The organism is Mesorhizobium sp. M0410 (assembly GCF_040321435.1).
Taxonomy (GTDB): Bacteria; Pseudomonadota; Alphaproteobacteria; order Rhizobiales; family Rhizobiaceae; genus Mesorhizobium.
The window spans coordinates 1-20,199 of sequence record NZ_JAMYRN010000037.1 but is presented as its reverse complement, the minus strand read 5'-3'; the positions used below and the strand labels follow the sequence as shown (position 1 = coordinate 20,199).

Sequence of the window (20,199 nt, the reverse complement as noted above, 5' to 3'; positions counted from 1 at the left end):
ACAAGAAGTGGCTTTGGGGCATGCGAAAGATCCGCAAGCTGCTGGTCCCCCTCCCATGGCTCCCATCCCTGACGGGTAAAGCGCCCCGGTCCTTAGAGGGATGCCTTGACTTCTTTGAACGAGTCCGGTTCCGCGCAAACGCAGAAGTACATAAAACGCAGAAGTACATAAGTGTATCAGAAACAAATCGCTCCGCTGTGCCCGGGGTAACAGCGACTCGTCTCTAAGACGCTTAAAAACAAGCTAAATCTGATCGATTGAAAGCCGATTCCGAATGGGATCGATCTGCCCCGTAATCCGCGCCGCGAGCCGAACGCCGATGGCAGTCGACGCTCTGTCTGCCTTGGCCATCTTAGTCCGGAACGCTCGGGCACATGATCGACGAGTTCGCGGCACTTCCAGCCGAGGCAAAGGCGCAACTCACCATCCTGGGCGATGCCAATGCCGCGCCACTCTCGACGAACAGGCAGCCCGGTTGGGCCTTTCCAGCAGCGTCACTTTCGCTGGCGCGGTCGAAAATGTCTTTCCATTCCTGTGGGAGGCTGATTCTATCTTTCCACCTCGGTGTCGGAAGGTATGTCAAAGTCAACGCTCCTGAAAACAGCCTCTCTTCTTTGAAGATCGTTAAATACAATTCGACCTCGGAGGCAATTGTTGCCTACGTGCTGGCGTGATACTAGGCGTAACAACTTGACGGAACAATTTGGCCGTATAGCCGCCGTTGATAGCAACGGACCTGCTAAATGTTGATTGGCACACTAACTTTGCACACCGGTTACAACGAGGGGGCGCAGCTTCAGAGCCTCGCCCTCCAACGCTGCATTTCGGACCTGCGTCCCGGCTCGCCGGCGGAGATCGTGGACCACCGCTATCCAAGACGACTGGAGACTGGCTATGGGCCGGCGACAAACGCACGCCAGCGAACGCTTGCCGCCTTCGCCGATGGACTGCTGCTCAGCCCCAAGAGGTTCTACTCGGAGGATAGGTCACCAACGTTTCGCTACGTAAGCGACCGCTATGATGCGGTTGTGGTGGGTAGCGATGAGGTTTGGAAGATCGACTACGTCTCCCGTCTCGGTGGGCTGATCAAGCTTCAGACCAACCCACTATGTCCGCCATTTCCCAATGTCTACTGGCCAGAAGTGGCGTGCTCGAAGATAGCATATGCGGCGAGCACCGGCAGCAGCACCAAATGGACCGAAATGCCGCGCCGCAATCGATACTTGATGGCCAAATGCCTGAACGAATTTGTCGCGATCGGCGTGCGGGACGAGCGGACACGTGAGTTGGTCCTCTGGGCAGATCCAAGCCTCGCGGATCGTGTGACATTGACCCCAGACCCGACAGTCACTCACGATCTAACGTCGAATGCCACTCATGAAAGCCTGCGCGTAAAGCTGGCTTCCTGGGGCGTGGATTTCAATCGGCCCCGGGCGTTGGTGATAGCCGGCCAGCACGAGCTCTATGCAGAGGCCACGACCTCTCTGCGGGCGCGCGGCGTCCAGATTGTATCAGTCTCGGATCGCAATCACCTCGCAGACATCGATCTCACCGAAAAGCCGATTGATCCCCTCGAGTGGGCAAATCTGGCATCACAATTCTCCTACTGCTTGTCAGAGCGCATGCATGGGGCACTATTTGCTCTGCGGAACCGGTGCCCGTTAATTTGCCTGGACAGCCGGCGACCCGCCATCGGCTTCCCCACTAAGAATGAGGCTTTGATGACGCTGATGGGCATTCCCTCTCAGTACGTGTGTATTCACCGCAAGGGTGCCAGGGACCATTTGCTGGACATGTGCGAAAACCTCGGAAAACTTGTTCACGACTACATGAAGATAGACAACCGGTTCCGGGAACTAGCTGAGATTGGCCGTACGTTTCTGGATAGGGCCCTGCCTGCGGCCAAGTAAAATAACAAATCAAGATGTTGTAAAATGCTTAGAAAGCTGCAAATTCTTCTGTCTGCTCAAGCGAAGGTAATCATCTCCTACGTATATGACGTTGGAAATTACCTACGTTACAACGGGGATTCGCTGCTGGTTCCAAAAAAAGAGCGGCTATATTACCGAATAATCGTGGACGCTCACTCGATTGAGAAGGGCCTTTCTCTAAAGGACAGGAGGCCCGGTTTTGGCCAGGAAAAAATCAAGCGACTTATGAATGAGGTGTCCTCCTACGACGCCTCGCTAGGGGCGTTTCCGCTTGAAATGGCTGTTGGCGCACTTCGCGCCTATGTTGACCTTCATCCACCAGGGGAGCCTGAGCAGCCCTTTGTTGAGAAAGTTCGTCAATTCGTCGAGCGTTTCAATGGGCTTGATGGAGTCGCCTTGACCGGCGGGGTTCAAAGCGCCGTTCTGCCAATTGGGGGGCCAGCCCTCACACTCCTGGAAGGACTTCAGTGTCGTCGCTCGGTTAGATACTTTGACGAACAATTAATAGATCGCACCACATTGCTAGAGTTGGTACGCTTGGCGCAAGGTGCGCCATCCCAATGCAACAGGCAGGCGACAAGAGTATACCTCTACCAGGGCCGTCATCAAATCGATCAGATACTCGCCCTGCAGGGCGGGGCGCGAGGCTTTTCACAGTCCATATCAAACCTGGCCATTATCACGTCAGACACAAGGGCCTGGCGAGGAAGCAATCAACGAAACCAGATTTATGTCGATGGTGCGCTGTTCCTAATGCATTTCCTGTTGGCCGCGGAGGCACTTCGGCTCGTGGCTTGCCCCCTCAATCTTGCGGTCGATAGTCGAGTTGAACGGCAAATTCGTGACGTCGGTCGAATTCGAGCAGGCGAGAGATTGATTGCATGCGTCGCCCTTGGCCCTATGGCAGGTACTGCCATCAGATTTGCCAGGTCGCCGCGCAGGCCGATTGATGAGGTGGTCTCGTTTGTAACCGAGGAGTAAGTCTCCGCTGGCACTTGCAGAGCGATCGAACGAAGCTGGCTTCTCGGGGAAGGGACAATGTCTTGATCGACTGCCCGCTCGCGCGCGCCAACCAGCTGCCGCCGCACATCGACAATAAGTAACGTGGAGCACGCGAAAAATCCGCAAGCTGCGGGTCCGGCCTCTCCCATAGGTCCCTTAAAGCATTGCCTCCACTACTTTTTTGAACGAGTCCGGTTCCGATCCGATTTCGCGCAAACGCGGTGAGGCAGAAGTATTGGTCCAAGGTATACCACAGTATACCACAAAATAATCACTCCGCTGTGCCCGTGGTGACAGCGGCAGTTCTCTGGGACGTTTAAATCCAACAAGTTAGATCTGATCGACTGGAAGCCGTTGGAATAACCCTCCTTACGGACTGCATGTGCCATGGCCCAAGAAGGAAGGGCACACTTAGGATTCGGGGTTCATCTCCATACGGCATGCACCCACCGAGGCGTGACATGTCACTCCAATGCAGTAGCACCGATATCGGGACGCATGGACCAAAAGCGCGGCTGGGCGTGGGAACGCACCCAACGGATAAATTCAGCGCGATCGGTGCGGCGATATGAAAGTACAGGACGCGGAAGGCAAGATTGACTTGGGGCGTCGACTGCGTATCGCTCATGTCATCACCCGTCTCATCAATGGCGGTGCTGATGAGAATACTGTCCATTCCTGCAATTGGGCCGCGCAAGGGGGGCATGATGTTGTCCTGCTACATGGCGAGACGGTCCAGCCGGAAATCATAGCTAAAGTGGACCCGCGGGTGGAACTCATTGGCGTCCCGGGCCTGACTCGGTCCATTTCGCCTGTCTCCGACATGCGGGCATTGTTGGCGCTCACCCGGAGATTCCGCGCCTTGAATGCCGACATCGTGCATACGCACACCAGCAAGGCAGGCATTCTCGGGCGGCTCGCCGCATGGGCGGCGGGAGTTCCAGCGATCGTTCATGGCGTGCATATCGTGCCTTTTGTCAATGTCGGCGTCGCCGAGCGGTTTGCTTATCTCGCCTTGGAAAAGCTGGCAGCGCCATTCACCAGTGCGTTCATCAGTGTGAGCGAGGGCATCCGCGACTTATGCCTGAGCGCAGGAGTGGGACATCCAGACAAACATTATGTCGTCCATTCCGGATTCGATCTCGATCGTTTTCGCAACGCCGGTCCGCCCGACGGTTGGCGCGATTTGTTGCGCTTGACCCCGGACGCGCCGCGCCCGTCCGTGCTCTTGATGATCGCGGCTTTCGAGCCACGCAAGCGACACACGGAATTTCTGGACGCTTTCAACAAAGTCGCCGTCCGGTTACCCGACGCGGTGCTTGTGCTCGCGGGCGACGGGCCGCTTCGCTCGACCGTAGAATCGCGGGCCAAGCGGCTTGGGCTCGAGCGACAAGTGGTCTTTACCGGTTATCGGGACGACCCCGAGCGGCTGATCGCGCTCGCGGATCTCTGCCTGCTCTGTTCCATGCGGGAGGGATTGCCCCGCGTAGTTATGCAATATCTCGCCGGTGGCAAGCCCTGCGTCGCTTGCGATCTGCCAGGTCTTCGCGAAGTGCTCCGCCCTGGTATCAACGGTGTGATTACACCCGCGGATGATTTGGCAGCCATGGCCGACGCCATTGCCGCCCTCCTGGAGGATCGTGCAAGACTGGCCTGCCTCGCCCAAGGTGCCGCCGCGGCGACGGATCTTTCGAACTGGGACGTCAAGCTGATGGGAAAGCGGACCGATGCCATTTACCGCGCGGCTCTTGACCAGCATCGGGCAAGCAAGGGAGTATCAACAGTACCTCCTGTCCGAAATGTGGCGCTTCCGCGATGATCGGGTGCAGCCTTATGCGTTTGACGGTGATCGGGCAACTTGCCGGATTGGTTAGCGGTGCATACTTCGCCGATTTCGGCGATGAGGTGGAGTGCGTCGATCTGGACGACAAGGGGATCGATGCGCTGAAGGCAGTGAGATGCCAAAGAGGCATCTTCTTTTTTGCACATGGGACGGGGTTGTAATCTTGGTGGCCGCCTTGGCTCCGGGAACGCTATCCGGCGGATTGATATGATTGCAGCAGAAGTTGCCTCCGCTTATCCGATGAAGACCCCGCGAGCCGAAGCTCTTCCCAGCATGCGTGTTCTGCTCGTGCTCCCAACCTATTTTCCTGAGTCATATGGCGGCGGCGAACAACAGGCGCGGCGATTTGCTCGGGTGCTGGTTGAAAGCGGCGTTTCCGCAACCATTCTGGCGCCCAGTCTGTCGCACTTGACCTCGAAACGGTCTGCCATCGACGGGGTGCCTATCCATCGCCTTCGTTTGCGCGCGGCTCCGTATTTGGGCGGGCGGCATATGCTGTCGTTCCTGTCGTGGTGTGTCCAAGTTGTGATCTGGATGCTGCGCCGTCGCGACGAATTCGATGTCGTACATATCATCCACGCCCGACTTCACGCTGTTCCGGCGGCGTTGGCAGGAGCCCTCCTGCGCAAACCGGTTCTCGCAAAATTGGGCCGGGGCGGACGGTGTTTCGATCTCGACGTTGTGCGCGAAAAGAAAATCATCGGTCGCTGGGCGTCCGCCTTGATTAAACGTCACGTCACGGCCTTCATCGCCAATAGCCGCCAAATCGCTGGTGATCTGAAGAGACATGGCATCGGCGCGGATCGCATTCATATGATTCCGAATGGGATCGATCTGCCCCGCAAGCCGCGCCGCGAGCCGAGCGCCGATGGCAGCCGACGCTTTATCTGCCTTGGCCGTCTCGATCCGGAAAAATGCCTCGAGCACATGATCGATGCGTTCGCGGCACTTCCCGCCGACGCAAAGGCGCAACTCACCATCCTGGGCGATGGCCAGTGCCGCGCCACCCTCGAGGAGCAGGCGACCCGGTTGGGCCTTTCCAGCAGGGTCACTTTCGCCGGCGCGGTTGAAGATGTCTTTCCCTTTCTGCGGGAGGCTGATTTCTATCTTTCCACTTCGGTTACGGAAGGCATGTCAAACGCACTGCTCGAGGCCATGAGTTGCGGCGTGGTCCCGATCATCACCGATGTCAGCGGTGCATCCGACGTTGTGAAGCATGAGCGCAGCGGCTTCTTGGCTCGCTCGCATGTGGAGTATTGCGGACTCCTTCATCGCGCGCTCGGCCTATCGGAAGCCGAGCGCGATGAGATGGCGCGGCGCGCAGTACAAACAGTCACTGCGCGATTCAGCATGGAGAGCGTCGCAGCACGGCAAATGAGGTTGTATGCCACTCTTGTGGACACTGCCACCCAGATCGTGAGGCGGTAGGTTATTCAGGAGCAACCCCGAAGCCGGCCTACGCAATGACGACTATTGATGCCGGAGAGAGGCGCTGAACGAGATGCATCCACGGAAACTGGTTTTTGCGCTTCCGGCAATCCCCGGCCAAGCGGCAAACATGGTGCCGGTCGTGAACGCATGCAGCGCTTTTGAAGCAGCCGGTTGTCCGATAGCCACATTTTTAAGCAGCGTGAAGCTATGCGCGGCCCCTTTCCGCTATTCAATTATGAAGCAGCCAAGGCGGTTTGCTAGCCTTATCCGGAGGCTCTCACCCGAAAAGCGACAGGCAATAACGGGCAATAAAATGCCATTACAATCCCGCCGCTCGGCCTGTGGCTGGTGTAGGAGTGCCAGCGGACCAGCTATTGCTAATATCGTTGCGGCAACCGCCTTGTCGCTTGCTTTGAGCGCCTACAACGCAGCAAAGAGGCCAAGTAAGCAGCCATGACGGTCGACTCGCGCGAAAGGCTGAGATTCGTGGCTAGGGAAAAGTGTCCTGGATGCGGCAGTACAAATATAGCCATACTATACGACTCCCCCTTTTCCCAAACGGATGTTCGTAGGTTCGTGCACGAATGCTTTCGTGGACGGATCTCCGACCAAAACCTTAATGGTGCGCGATACACGATTGCGCAATGCCGCGCTTGTATCCTGTATTTTCAGAGAGAAATTCTAGACAGCAAAGGCATGGAATTTCTCTATGACGACGTTAGTGACGAATCTGTTTCTCTGGCCAAGAGGGAACGCGCGGGCCGAAGCTATTTCAATAACCTGCTGCGGTCTGCTGGGATGATCGAGGAATTGTTGTACATTCCTCCAGTGGCACGCCACATAAAGGTCTTGGATTTTGGGATGGGGTGGGGCCACTGGGCCATCGCAGCGCGCGCCCTTGGCTATGATGTTGTCGGGGCCGAGCTGTCAGCGCGGCGCAAATCATTCGCGGCCGCGCACGGCATTCAGACCATTGATCCGAGTGAAGTGGAAAATGAGAGGTTCGACTTCATACATATGAATCAGGTGCTGGAGCATGTGTCTGAGCCACGCGAATCCGTAAGACAGCTGGCTCGAATCTTGAAGCCTTCTGGCATTATAAAGATATCCGTTCCCTTTGGCGAATTGGTTGCGCCGCAGATAACATCGGGCTGGAAGATAGAAAAAAATGAACTGTACCCGCTCGGACATATCAATGCATTTACAGATCGATCTCTGGATACGCTCTGCGAGAGCGTAGGTCTCAAACGCGTTGCTCCTTCAGAATATGTAACACCTAAGGCGCGTCTACGTGCACTCTATCGGAAGCTGCGCTGGCCTCGAAGAGCAAATGGCTATTTCCGCAAAAATGAGGGGCGTCGCTGAAGAGATTGCTGCTGGATGCAACAAGGCGGTTCCAGTCAGCCTGTGCGACCGTGACGGCGCGGTGCTTATGCTGGGATGCCTATCCGCTGGCATTATGACTTGGGTTGATGAAGCGATGACGAAAACGGTGATTGGACGCCTGAGGAATTCACCCGCGAGGCGTGGGCGAGAAAATAGCTCATGAGGTTGGAGCACGCTTGCATGCACTGAAGCGTGGCAGTCGAATTGGACAGTCCGGAGCAGGTCAACTTGGACGAGGTAACTGGACATAAAAACCTGACACGAAGGGCAGCCAACGGCCTCTCGTGGTCGGGTGCCACATTGCTGGCCCGAACCTTTTTGAATGTCCTGGTCACGGCCATTCTCGCGCGCCTGCTTTCCCCCCAGGAGTACGGCGTTGCCGGCGCTGCGCTGATCATCGCATCCGTCGGCAATAACATTGCCAATCTCGGCATGTCGCAAGTCCTGGTCCAGCGACGGGACGTCGACGAGCGCCATATCGGAACCGCAATTTCTTTGTCCGTGATAATCGCTGCCATTCTCGGCATACTTCAATGGGTGTTTGCACCACAGATTGCAGATTTTCTTCATGTGCCGGAATTGGTCCTCATTTCGCGCCTCCTTGCTGTGATGATGGTCGCGAACGCGTTCAATCTGACCGCCGAGGCCATTTTGTCGCGGCACCTGAAATTCAGAATATCCTCCACAGCGAGTCTGGTCGCTTGGATTGCTTCCCATGTCGGCCTAGCCATTCCGCTTGCCTATTTTGGACTCAGCTATTGGGCCTTGGTGATCGCATATATGGCCGAGGCATCGATCTTGGCCAGCATCTATTTCTTCATCGCCAGGGACTATCTCGTGAGGCCCAGTTTCGACATGCAGTCCTATCGCGATATCCGCAGACAGAGCCTGGGCTATTCGCTGGCTGGTATATCAGCCGTCACCGCAAAATATATCGATAATGTTATTGTCGCGCGGTTGATCGGCACTGCAGAGCTGGGCATTTACTCGCGAGCGTATTATCTGATTGCGATGCCAGCAAGTCTGTTCGGAAATCTGAACAAGAGCGTGATTTTCCCGCTCCTGTCGAAGGTTCATCACGACAAGGCCAGGCTATGCAGCGCTCAGCTCAAGGGGTATGCTTTAACGGCGGCGCTTGCTCTACCGACTAGCGCGTTTCTATGCTGTTTCGCAAAAGAGATTGTTCTCACAATTCTCGGCCAGAAATGGACGGATGCCGTCGTTCCCATTATCATATTCTCTGCAGTAATTTATTTCCGCGTCGGTTACAGAGTGTGCGGAGTCGTGACGCTTGCGACGGGCCAAAGTTACCGAACGGCCTCCATGCAGATCATTTACATGGCCCTTGTCGCTTCATTCGCGTTCTTCTCGGCGCCCTACGGCGTGAACGCAGTGGCCTTTTCAGTGTCCGGCGCCATTGCGACGAGTTTCTTCCTTTATGCGGCGATGACTTGTCGGATAACGGGATTATCAGCTGTGGATTTCGCGCTCGTACATGTGCCGCCTGTCGCATTCGCCGCTGTGGTGTTCGCCACTGGCTCGGCGGTCAAAATGCTGCTTGCCGGATCGCCCGACTATCTTGTGCTCGCGACCGGGCTTCTCGTTATAGGTACATTGTCCGTTGTCACTGTCTATCTGAGAGCGTCGCTACTCTTCGGAAAACATGGTGCGGAAGTCTTGCAAACTCTAACATCCAAGAAAACGAAATGGATTAGATTTGTATAGCCCACGGTATCTGCACACTCGGCGCCTCTCCGACTGCCCATCCGACGACTTAGAGTCTCTTATACCGGGACTGGAGACACAGTCGGCGGCCTTGAGACGGCAGGCCTCCTTGACGCCGTTTTCTCTCATCGGAATTCGACCTTGCGCGGGGCAAACCGGGTTCAGTGAACGGCTGCTCCTCTGTGCTCGAACAGGCACTACGCACTGGGGACCGTGAAACTTGTCTATGCCTGTCCCGTGCCTGTTCGGGGCCAGGCGGCAAACGCCGTTAACCGCACAAGGTCAGAAATTATCATCTCCATAATCGAACAATTCTGCGGTTGCGCGGGTGCCTGTCGAAATCCGCTGTCGTGCTGAACGATCGAGGCGGGCAACCGCTCGGGTGTTGACGTCTGGTGCGATGTGATCGGATGCTTCGTCCAATTTTATCCGCAGCCTTTCGCCAGTTGCGGCGTCTGCGTTTGCCTTTCGCGCCGCCCCAAATGATTTAACCTTAAACCGGATCTTTCCGTCCTCCGCTGCCGCTATGCCGAGCGCGTCGTAAAGGCTTCTAACAAACGCATCCGGTGATTGGATCAAGTCCTCGAATCGAAGCGATAGCGCATCACGCTTCCTCGAGGCTTTGAACATCAGGCTAGTCACATCATTGTACCATTTGATCGCGAGCGCCTCGCTGAGACCGCTGCGTATCAGCCCTTCGCACATCGGTAATGGATGCCGCGTAAGCACAAGGTTCCGCGCTTCCATAAAGCCGCGCGCAATCGCGTCGTCGAATGCAATGTAGTAATCCATCACCTTCAGAACGACGTAGCGTGCTTGGGACTTTTCGTTGCGCTCCCCGGGGCGGACGGTCTCGGCAGTCGCTGCGCGGATATGACGCCAAAAGACGGGAACAGATGCCCAGTTGACGGCCCCGCCAATATGGCACGCGGCCTTGCGCAGCTTGTAGTAGCGTCCGAATACTCCCTCATGCCATTCGCGGTATGGCATCAACACATCCGGCGAGCTGCCGATGATATTCCAGACAATATTTGACCCACCTCGGCCAAAGCAATTCAATAGAAGCGCATTGGGCGGAAGAGCTTTGCCCGGCCTGGTGGGAGGCGAAGCACCGATCCTGTCAGCGGTCTGCATCTGCTTTCTCCAGTTATCGCATTAGGCGCGACCCACTTCCCCAGCTGTCGTTGAAAGGTTAAACTGAAACCTATGATATGCTGCGGAGCTTGTGAGGAGAAGCGCGATAGTAAGTAATGGGTGTCCATGCGGAGTCTCATCCCGAAACCAGCAATTATTGGCACACGACAATGACTAACCGCTTTTCTCGCCGGGACCTGGCGCGGGCCGCATGCGCCGCCCTTGTGCTGGCGGCATCCGGTCGCCCAGGACGGGATGCTCGCGCCGCCGGTCCGGCGCAAGGCTCGCAGCCGAAAGCTCACTCCTGGCATCCTGGTCTGTTCCCGGAAATGATTGTGAAATCCTGGTTTCAGGAGGATCTGGCCGAGGGCGAAGTCTCCTCATGGCAATCGGCCGGCGCGAAGCCGGTGGCTGCGATGCAAGCCGAGCCCTCCCTGCGCCCGACAAAGCTTCCGAATAACGGCGGAGTCCATTTCAAACAGGGTACGAGACAGGCGTTGACCTGGCCCGCCGATAGCGATGCGCCTTACCTTCACCGCTGGTGGCTCGTGATCGCCCGGTGCAATTCGGCGATCAATGCCGACGCGGAATGCGTTTCCGTTGTTTGCGCCAATGGCGCGGAGGGTGGCCCGGTGCATCGCCAACCCCAGGTCTGTTTCAAGCCATCGGCCGGCACATTCGTTTCGCGGCTCCATGACGGCAAGCTCAAGAGCGAGGAAGGGCAGTGCTCGACCGATTTTGACGAATGGAATGTCATGGTCGGGTACCGCCGCGGGTTCGTGATGCAGGCTGTGGTGAATGGGATCAAGACGGCCGGCCAGACGGTTTATGCATTGACACCCAACCGGATGAAATCGCAGAGCTTCATGGGCGATGTGAACAATCCGATGAGGGCCGATGTCGCGATCGATTGCGTCATTATCGGGCAAAGCGAACTAAATGACTCCCAGATCGACAGGCTGATGGGATGGGGCATGTGGCGCATCGGCCGGCAATCCGCCCTGCCCGACGTTCATCCCTATCGCCAGAGCCCTCCTTCAGCTGTGGATGCGAACGACAAACCGGCACGTTATGCCTTTGATTCAGTCTCGTGGGCGTCCTGGACAGCCATCGGCAATGAACGGCGATATGGTCATCGTGGTGAGGCGGCGCCGCCGATCCGCGGTTACACAACGGTTTTTTTTGACGACTTCGACTCCAACACGGTTGTCGATGATTCCAAAGGCGCGCAAAGCAGCATCTGGTATGCGCCGACCCATCTGACGACCGTTGGTGTTGACGCCGCTACGCCGCCGATGTCGGCGTCGCCCTCCTCCTATGTGCACGACGCCAGCAGCCACACGCTGGCGCTCCGGCTCTTGCACAAGCGGCGTTGGAGAACAGGTGCATTCTCTTCCGTGAACAACAATGGCCAGGGGCGGTGTTGGGGAAAGGGGATCTTTGAGATCCGCGCCAGAATGCCGAAGATACTCGCGCCCCGCCCTGGATTTTTTCCTGCTTTCTGGGCGTATGGGAAGGAGCATCTATTCTGGCGGACGCGCAATCGTCTTGAGACGGACTTTTGGGAATATGACGGTCTCAATGGGGCCTATATCAACATCAGCCAGCACGTGCACAAACCCAGACTCGGCTATGCAGATCCACATATCACGCCACGTAGCGTGCACCGGAAAATCGCCGGCTATCAAGTCGATCCATCAAGTGGTTTTCCCAGCACGATCGACGTATACGATGGCGAATTTCATACTTGGTATGCGCAGATCGAAGATGATTATACCTATTTCGTGATCGACGGCTATGAAGTGGCGCGCGTTCCGACGACACCGGAACTCGCAGCAAAAAAATACATCATTGTGGATTTCGCCTACGATGAAAAAAAGGGGCGCGCTCAACCGAACCCGTCGCAAACGTATGACATGGTGATTGACTATATAAGGGTCCGGCAGACGGAAACGGATCTGGCTAGGGCCCCGACGGCCTTCAGCGCATTGCCGGCCTTCTCGGGCCAGACCTCACCGGGCCAGGCGCTGACCGTCGTACCGAATGTTATTGCGTCGCAAATAGAGTATCTATGGTATCGTGACGGCGTTCCGATCGTGGGCGAAACCGGCACAAGCTATGAGCTCAGCTCGCGGGATGTCGGGCATAAGATTCGCTGCCATGTTCGCGCGGTCTCTGTGCTCGACCAGCCAGAAGCCTGGACCCCGGAGAGCGAGACCGTCGGCTAGAACGCATCGACTGCGCGACGCCAGGATGCGTCATCACTCTCGTCGGACTGCTGACGAGCTCTGCCGCCAGTAAGCCTCCCCACAGCCGAGGCGGGTGAGTTTTCCCAACAGGCGGAAACCTCTTCGATATGCGATGCCACAGCGGGCGGAACGATGAGGTCGTCGGCTGGAGCAGGGTGAAGTGTTTCTCCGCGGGCTGGCATTGATACATCCAATAAGTTCTGTTTCCGGGGAAGAGAATATGCTAAAGAAGATCGCGCCCAGCGAGAGAGCTGTGATGCGTTACCTTCTGACATTCGCGGTACTGAGCCTCTTCCTGCCAATCAGACTCGAGACGGGTCTTGTATTGCTGCGTCCGTTCGAGCTGATCGCATTGCTGATGCTCTTTTTTGGCCTGGCGACGGGGCGTTGGCGAAGGTTGGCTTTTTCAGCCGGTTTTCTACTGCTCCTGCCCTTCTTGGGCTGGCACGTGGTCTCGGCCTTCAGCGTGGACGCAGAGAATGGCCTGCGCGAGCTGTTGCAGATCTCCGCTGTGGGCGCCTTTGCGTTCGCCTTGGCACAGGAGGCCAGCCGCGTCGACACGCACAAGGCCGTCAACATCTTGCTTTTCGGCATGGTGCTGATCCTCGCCTATACGATCACCTGGCATGTCGCCCATGGCTACTTGGTCGGTTGGAAGCATCTGTTCGATCCGAGGCTCGCGTTCACCTTCCTTCCAATTGCGCTCGCAGGGCTCCTCCTCTTCGTCAACGGGGGCAAGCGGCGCACCCTTTGGTTTGTATGGGCGGGGATACTTCCCCTGCTCGTGCTATCTGGGGAACGCAAGGCGTTTTTGATCTATCTCTTTCTGACCGCCGCGCTTCTGATGCGCGGACGGCTCGCTGCGATGGTGCCAGCGATCGCCGCGGGCTTCGTGGCACTTTTCGTGCTGTCGACCACGGTCAATAACGCCTATGTCGAGAAGCAGATGCAGACCATTCTCGATCCGCTGAGCATGGGGCAATACGAATATCTGGCCGCGACGGGGAAATATGCCCCTGGAGACACCCCGAGCAATGTCCAGCGCGCGTTTGCTTTCACTCTGTCCAGACAACTCATCTCCGAACATCCACTGATGGGCGTGGGTACGAACCAATTCAAGAATATTATCGATACGGATTTCAGCGGACTTCCTGGCGAGTTGCGGCTTGGGATACATGGCGAGTTTCAACGTATCCTCACCGAGAACGGCATCATTGGGCTCAGCCTCTATGTTCTCATATGGATTGCTGCATGGTTTCGCTTAAGCCGTACTCTAAGCTGGGCGCTTTCTCACGGATTGATCGGAGCGGCCCAGGCACGGCTTCTGCCCCTCGTGCTCCTTGTTCCTTGCGCCTTTTACGTTGGAACAGAAGCCTCCGGCACACGAGCTTTCGTTACGCTGAGTCTTGTCTCGCTCCTGCCTGAATTGACGCGGCACGGGCTTTGCCTATCATTGCACAGGATGCGGAGGAGCCACCCCAGAGCATGAGACATCCTGGATTTCTCGCGAGCCCCTTGCAAGGAAACACGAGATGAGTGTTTCGGTTATCATGACATGCCACAATGAAGAACGCTTCATCGCGCAGGCAGTGGAAAGCGTGATTAGTCAGACCGCCTCGAGCCACATCAAAGAGATCATCATTGTCAATGATGGCTCGAAGGACGGCTCGTCGGAAGTGATTGCCTCGCTGGGTCGCAGGGAGCCGCGCGTGCATGTCCTGACGACGGCGGGTATCGGGCTTTCATCGGCGAGGAATCTTGCCATCAGACATGCTGCCGGCGATCTTATTGCAATTCTGGACGGCGATGACTTCTGGGCCGAGGACAAGCTTGAGCGTCAATTAGCCGTCTTGGGCAATGGCTGCAAGGCAGGTCTTGTCTATGGCGATTTCGTCGATTTTTCCGCTCCGGATCTGTCCGATGCTCTACACGTCGCCGTGCGCCGCTATCGCGCGGACCAATGCGATACGCTGCCGACATATTTTCTGCTTGATGGGCCGATTGTTCCTTCCAGTATGGTTATGCGGCGGGAAATGGTCGAAGATATCGGGTTATTCAACGAGGCATTTAGGGCTGGAGAGGATACAGAGTTTTGTATGCGCGCAGCCGAGCGTTGGACATTTCAATATGTGGCCGAAGCACTCGTCTATAAACGGCGCCATGGCTCGAACATAACCCGCAGACTCGACGCGCTTCTGCCGGTAGCCGAACGACTCACGCGAGAATGGGCCATGCGACGGCGGGAACTTACGCACCTCGCGCGCCGGCGCAACGCGCGTTTGTACGCAAAGGCGGGCAATGATTGCGTGGCTCAAGGCGAAAAGAAACGCGGAGCGCGCTTGCTCATTCGCGCGATGTGGCACGATCCATTGTCATGGCGGGTGTACGTTTACTTTTTTCTTTGCGCCCTGCCGAGGGGCATGGATCCGCAGGTGCGCCGTGCAGCCAAGCTATTGTTCTACCGCGCCTTGCGCAAAGACTTTGCTGACGGCTCTTAAAGATGCTGGCGGAATGGCGAGAGCTCGAGCATCTCAGGCGGCAGCCCTGGAATCCTTCCGTAGCGATTATTCTGTACCGCGACACAGGACCATAACGGAGGCGAAATCAGAGCTCTCCGCGGTCGCCAAGTCTCTCTTAACGCGGGTAAGAACTTGAAAGGTCTCCAGACCCACCACTGAGCCCTCACCACAAGCGCAGGAGAATTCCACACAAGATCGGGCTGTTAGTTGCGACAGTAAACACGAGGTGCAAGAGAATCGGAGCGCTTCACTATCACATGCGAATTCTTTACTTCATCAACGGATTCGATCCCGGTGGCGCCGAGCATGGGCTACTCACCTTGCTGCAAGCAGGATTTTTCAGCGGCCACGAGCTGAAGATTCTCGCCTTTTGCCGTGGTCGCGGGGCTCTTGCCGATGAAATCGCCGCACAGATCGGAGAGCATAATCTTATCCTGACGTCGCAGAGTGAAGAGCCTTCCTTGCGCACCTTTGTGGGTACGTTCTTTGTAATGTTGCGCCTTATCTGGGAGTGGCGGCCGGATATGGTTGCGTTGTCGCTCAAGCAGGCCAATCTCCTGGGACGGCTAGTTGCGATGTTTGCTCCTCGGCTGCACTGCGTTTCATTCGAACACACTACCCGCTACCGCTCCCGGCGCGCCGCAGGTATTTATGGCCCTGTGCTCAAGGCCCTGTCCTGGCGCGTCGACGAAATCTGGGCTGATTGCGAAAGTACGCTGCGGGAGACGCAAGCCTACTTCCTGCCGCGCAGGCGCCGCTCGCATATAGTGCCTTTGTTTTGCGCCGATGAGGCTTCCAGCCACAAGCGCGATTACGCGCTTCACACACCCTTGCGCCTTGCTGCTGCCGGACGGCTTATCGCGCTAAAGAACTTTGACCGCCTGATCGAGGCCGTCCGAATGCTCCAAGACCGCGGCGCTTCTGCAAGCCTCGATCTTTACGGCGATGGGCCGGAACGGCAGGGGCTTTCGCGCAAGGCGGATGAGCTCGGCGTTGGAGATCGCGTGCACTTCCATGGCTATGTCGCGCGCTGGTCCGAGCTCGCCTCTGATCGTGACGTGTTCATCAACCTGTCCGATACGGAAGGGTTCTGCATCGTCGTCGCCGAGGCGATGCTTGCCGGACTTCCGGTGATCGCGACTGACGTCGGCGGTATCCGAGATTACGGCAAGGATGGAAAGAATATGCTGAAGCTTACTGTTCCCTCGGCGGAGATGGCGGTGACGCAAGCACTGGTGTTCGCGGGCGATGAAACGCTCCGCAAGAAGATCGGAATGCAGGCACGACAGGATATGCTGCAGGCCTATTCGCAGGGTGCTTTGCGTGTCCGTGCTACGGCAGTGTTGGGTGGCGGAATGTAAGGAGCTGGCGACCAAGATAGCCGGGCCGATCGTGAATTCTGACGGCTCGGCATCGCACCTGTCTGACATGGTTCTCGACCTGGCGCTTCTCCCAGCCCGATGCCAGCGCGCGGGATTGTATTGCCGGTCCTTGCCGACGAACACCATCTCCACCGCCCTATTCGTGTTGTCGTAGATGATGCGCGCAGAAGGCGAACGCCCGGTCATGCTCGTCGAACACCATTTCCTGAATCTGGCGCGGATAAGCCCGGACGAATATCATTAGACTAGTCGTCATTCTCGGCATTCGAGGAGTTTGTCCGTCAAAGCCCTCCTCGGGCTATCTGCATAAGACAAAAAATGCTTGCTCCACAACTAGGCTTGGTAATACCGACTATGACGTTCACTGTAAAATTCGGCACTGCCGAACTTTTGATACAGCTTGATTCTTTTGAGATCGACCTTGTTAAGCAGAACGCCGATACATTTATCCGCAAGGATCGGATTGTTGTTGAGGCTTTCGCGCACGAATGTACGAGCGGTCACGCCCCATTCAACAACCAGAACAAGGCCGTCGAGATGCTGGACAAAGGACCTCACGTCCGCGACTGGAGCTAACGGGGGCAAATCAACGACGACGTAGTTGAACATAGAGCCCACCTTGAGCAGAAAGTCGCCCATTTTCTCGATAGGCTGTACGGTCTCTGCGAGCTTTTGTTGCCTCTGGTTCACCCCGGGCAGGAACCTCAATGACAATGACTGATGAGCAAGCAAATCTCTCCGATTGAAGTCTCCAGCCAACACATTGGCTAGGCCTCGTTCCCAGCCGTTGGCTAACATAGGGGACAAGCCCGGATTGTGGATGTCGGCATCGATCAACAGCGTCCTACAATGCTGCATAGCGAGAACCATCGCAAAATTAGCCGCGACCACCGACTTCCCTTCTCCCGGGAGGCAGGAAACGATGCCGATCGCCCTGGTGCTCTTCCTTGGTAACTCGACATCAACAGCGACTTTCACCGTTCGCATCGCTTCAGCGAATTCCGAGCGCGGATGTTGCTCTACCCAGTTGAAAGCGCTGTTCCCCACCTCGATGAATGACGGCTCTTCGGTCGCAATGAATGACGGCTCTTCGGTCGCACGATCACGCTTGTTTCGGCGAATTGGCTTTCCGTCCAGCAACGGGATCATTCCGAGCGTGTCAAGTCCGAGCTCATCGCGCACTTGACCCCTCGTGCGGAAAAAGCGCTCCCGGTACTCCCGAACTCCGCCCACACCGGCGCCAATCATGCCGCCAAGCACGGCGCAGACCGCCAACGTAAGAATGCTATTCGGAGAACTCGGTCTGCTGGGGTATGGTGCCTCCGAGATAACCCGCGCCTCCGGCAACGCCATCGAAAGGTTCTGCAGGCTCGCTTGGTATTGCTGCAGGACCTGTTCATATTGCGACTTGAGAGAGGACGCCTCAAGTTCGAGCTGGCGCAAGGTAACCAGCGTTTCCTTCGTCAGCGTGTTGTCTGTTCGGAACCTGTGGACCGCGAGCTCGGCGTCGACCGATCGCTTCCGCACCCTCTCGAGCTCTTCCGCCAGTGCACTGCGAGCTCGGATAATCGACTCATCTTTGGCTCCGACTTGGTCAGAGATATAGATTTCCGCATACTTATTGGCTATTTTTTGCGCCATTTCAGCGCTAGGCGACTGAAATTGGACCTGCAGAATGTAAGAATCGCCTACACGAGCTACCGTTATATTTTCAGCCAGAATGCCAAATGCCTGCCATCGAGGATCGGGCCCTCGCGCCGCACTCGATTTCCACGGCGCTCCGCTTTCTTCGGAACTGCCAATGAATGACCGCACCACCCGAGCGACCGATCCTGTGAGACTGTTGAGCAACGAATACGGTGCTGACAAGAAAGGGCGATCGGTAGCAAGACCGAGGCTGTCAACGACCTTTAGCCCGATGCGGTCGGAACGCAACAATTCGACCTGGCTCAGCATCATCGGGTCAAGCTGTGTGGAGCTTCCGCTCTCTGTTAACTTCGTCACGACGGAGGGCTGGTTCTTGTCGATCAGGATTCTGGACGTCGACTCGTACAAGGGCACCTCGAGCCGAAGATACGCCAGCCCCAGCACAAGGCCTGCGAGCGCGCACGTAAGGACGAACCTCAACTGCCGTCGCGCTGCCGCCACGAGTGTTTCGAGATCAATCGTTGCCGACTGAGGATCGCCAAATATCAAGGCAGAATCCGGGTGCCGATTTTCAACTTCGCGGAGCATAAGCCTTCAGACCCGTGGGGTGAGACTGGCAGCGCATAGGTAGTCAAAAACACCATACCACATTGTCTGACCAAATGTCTTGAAATTCAGTATCCACGCCGGCGGAGCCGCCCCTCCCCAAAGACGCAAAATTTTAACCTCGGATTGCAATAAATGAACCTCACGCGGCCCATGCTGTCTGCAATTCCGCTACACGTCATGCGATCCAATTAAAGGAAGAAATCGGGTCGTATTGCCAAATGGCAAAACATCTGAGCAAGAGATTCCGGGTCTAGGTTGAGCCTGTCGTACGGGAAACAGGGACGTCGATTGGAATGACTCGTCGATCACCGGCGCGCGATATCGATCACCGTAAGAGTTCTGGGCGCATTTGGCGCATCGCGGAACGCCTCTCAGGTGCCCGAATAAGACAGGTTGCAGTCACATTTTGTATCGTGATGTGGGGTGTCATCCTGCTGATCGTCCTACTCTAAACAGCCAGAGCCTATAAAGGCGGAGAGTGGTCCACCTTATTCACTAAGTGGCTCGGCAGTTGCTCCCTTTCGGACTCATCGGGTGGGGTATTTGGCTTCGGAAACACGGATACTTTGGAGACCGAGCGCCACACTAGCAGCATGACAGCAACAAAGTACCCGATCTGTATCAAGATCCCACAAATTAACGTTTGGACAAACGTACTCCAGAGCGAGGCGGTAAGCAAATATGTACTGATGGCGAATGCCGACAGGACTATGATAAAGCCGCGCAAAAAAAGCAAAAAGGACATCGCCGTCCCACTCGCAGCCGCTCGCGCGACGCGCTCCTTGGCTATTCAGCCCTCAACGCATTAACCATCATAACATATCGGAACGGGTTAGAGCGATCAAATATTAGGAGATGCGAATAAAAACCCACCCTAACCTTTGCCAAGACGCTTTCGGCGGATATGGCGGCCGCGCCTCATGCGACCAATGCCATTCAGGCCTTCCTTCTTGTGCTCGCGTAGATGGCCAGCGTTTCGACCAAATGGCCGAAGCCATTGCTCGGTGCCTGGTCGACCATGAGCAGGTAGCGCGCGACCGGTCGCTCGCTGGTCGGCGGTGTCGCTCCCGATCGGCGATGCGATGGCCACGTCAGCGATAACGCTTGCGGCTCCATGACTGCGCCAGGTTGACGATCAAGAGCATCAAGAATGACAGCACCAGCATGATCGCCGCGATGGCGGTCGCCGCCGCGTAATTATATTCCTCCAGCCGGATGACGATCAGAAGCGGTGCGATTTCGGATTATAGGGCAGATTGCCGGCGATGAAGATGACGGAACCGTACTCGCCGACGCCGCGCGCGAAGGCCAGCGCGAAACCGGTGACGATGGCCGGCGCCA

General features: G+C 56.6%; 15 protein-coding genes and 2 pseudogenes. 12 read left to right on the top strand and 5 right to left on the bottom strand.

Annotation, left to right across the window (positions count from 1 at the left end):
- Positions 1–374: 374 nt before the first annotated feature.
- The 8 genes from NKI63_RS29125 (at position 375) to NKI63_RS29090 (ending at position 9,318) form a co-directional block, all read left to right on the top strand.
- Positions 375–674 (top strand): hypothetical protein, encoded by a 300-nt coding sequence (locus tag NKI63_RS29125; protein WP_352707135.1) that lies wholly within the window; start codon positions 375–377, stop codon positions 672–674.
- A gap of 69 nt (positions 675–743) precedes the next feature.
- Positions 744–1,910 carry a polysaccharide pyruvyl transferase family protein gene (locus NKI63_RS29120; protein ID WP_352707132.1) on the top strand — a complete coding sequence of 389 codons (1,167 nt, stop codon included), beginning with the start codon at positions 744–746 and terminating at the stop codon, positions 1,908–1,910.
- Between the two features lie 24 nt (positions 1,911–1,934).
- Positions 1,935–2,912, top strand: coding sequence for a nitroreductase family protein (locus NKI63_RS29115; RefSeq protein ID WP_352824018.1), 978 nt, complete (start codon positions 1,935–1,937; stop codon positions 2,910–2,912).
- 589 nt (positions 2,913–3,501) lie between these two features.
- Positions 3,502–4,752, top strand: coding sequence for a glycosyltransferase (locus NKI63_RS29110; RefSeq protein ID WP_352824017.1), 1,251 nt, complete (start codon positions 3,502–3,504; stop codon positions 4,750–4,752).
- Positions 4,753–4,766: 14 nt separating this feature from the next.
- A complete protein-coding gene (locus NKI63_RS29105) occupies positions 4,767–4,937 on the top strand; it encodes a hypothetical protein (RefSeq protein WP_352707149.1) in 171 nt (56 codons plus the stop codon).
- Between the two features lie 46 nt (positions 4,938–4,983).
- The gene (locus NKI63_RS29100) at positions 4,984–6,204 is read left to right on the top strand and encodes a glycosyltransferase (RefSeq protein WP_352824016.1); all 1,221 of its coding nucleotides are present in this window, start codon (positions 4,984–4,986) and stop codon (positions 6,202–6,204) included.
- Positions 6,205–6,903: 699 nt separating this feature from the next.
- Positions 6,904–7,572: a class I SAM-dependent methyltransferase gene (locus NKI63_RS29095; protein WP_287217183.1), complete on the top strand. Its 669-nt coding sequence runs from the start codon at positions 6,904–6,906 to the stop codon at positions 7,570–7,572.
- 249 nt (positions 7,573–7,821) lie between these two features.
- Positions 7,822–9,318: a lipopolysaccharide biosynthesis protein gene (locus tag NKI63_RS29090; RefSeq protein WP_352707123.1), complete on the top strand. Its 1,497-nt coding sequence runs from the start codon at positions 7,822–7,824 to the stop codon at positions 9,316–9,318.
- Positions 9,319–9,600: 282 nt separating this feature from the next.
- On the opposite strand, the gene NKI63_RS29085 is transcribed toward NKI63_RS29090, so the two are convergent.
- Positions 9,601–10,452 carry a sulfotransferase gene (locus NKI63_RS29085; protein ID WP_352707121.1) on the bottom strand — a complete coding sequence of 284 codons (852 nt, stop codon included), beginning with the start codon at positions 10,450–10,452 and terminating at the stop codon, positions 9,601–9,603.
- A gap of 116 nt (positions 10,453–10,568) precedes the next feature.
- Between NKI63_RS29085 and NKI63_RS29080 the strand changes: the two genes are divergently transcribed.
- From NKI63_RS29080 to NKI63_RS29065, 4 genes are all read left to right on the top strand, one after another.
- Positions 10,569–12,680, top strand: a complete 2,112-nt coding sequence (locus NKI63_RS29080; protein WP_352824015.1) for a hypothetical protein — start codon at positions 10,569–10,571, stop codon at positions 12,678–12,680.
- Between the two features lie 241 nt (positions 12,681–12,921).
- Complete coding sequence (locus NKI63_RS29075) at positions 12,922–14,190, top strand: O-antigen ligase family protein (protein ID WP_352707117.1); 1,269 nt, start codon at positions 12,922–12,924, stop codon at positions 14,188–14,190.
- 43 nt (positions 14,191–14,233) lie between these two features.
- Entirely contained in the window at positions 14,234–15,199 is a 966-nt protein-coding gene (locus NKI63_RS29070) for a glycosyltransferase family 2 protein (RefSeq protein ID WP_352740782.1), read from the top strand.
- A gap of 278 nt (positions 15,200–15,477) precedes the next feature.
- Complete coding sequence (locus tag NKI63_RS29065; protein ID WP_352824014.1) at positions 15,478–16,581, top strand: glycosyltransferase; 1,104 nt, start codon at positions 15,478–15,480, stop codon at positions 16,579–16,581.
- Between the two features lie 46 nt (positions 16,582–16,627).
- Here the strand turns inward: NKI63_RS29065 and NKI63_RS29060 are convergent.
- From NKI63_RS29060 to NKI63_RS29045, 4 genes and pseudogenes are all read right to left on the bottom strand, one after another.
- A pseudogene (locus tag NKI63_RS29060) lies at positions 16,628–16,861 on the bottom strand (IS21 family transposase); the annotation flags it as partial.
- 74 nt (positions 16,862–16,935) lie between these two features.
- Positions 16,936–18,837 (bottom strand): Wzz/FepE/Etk N-terminal domain-containing protein, encoded by a 1,902-nt coding sequence (locus NKI63_RS29055; protein WP_352824013.1) that lies wholly within the window; start codon positions 18,835–18,837, stop codon positions 16,936–16,938.
- Positions 18,838–19,321: 484 nt separating this feature from the next.
- Positions 19,322–19,603 (bottom strand): exopolysaccharide production repressor protein, encoded by a 282-nt coding sequence (locus tag NKI63_RS29050; protein ID WP_352707108.1) that lies wholly within the window; start codon positions 19,601–19,603, stop codon positions 19,322–19,324.
- 346 nt (positions 19,604–19,949) lie between these two features.
- Positions 19,950–20,199: pseudogene (locus NKI63_RS29045) on the bottom strand (molybdate ABC transporter permease subunit); the annotation flags it as partial.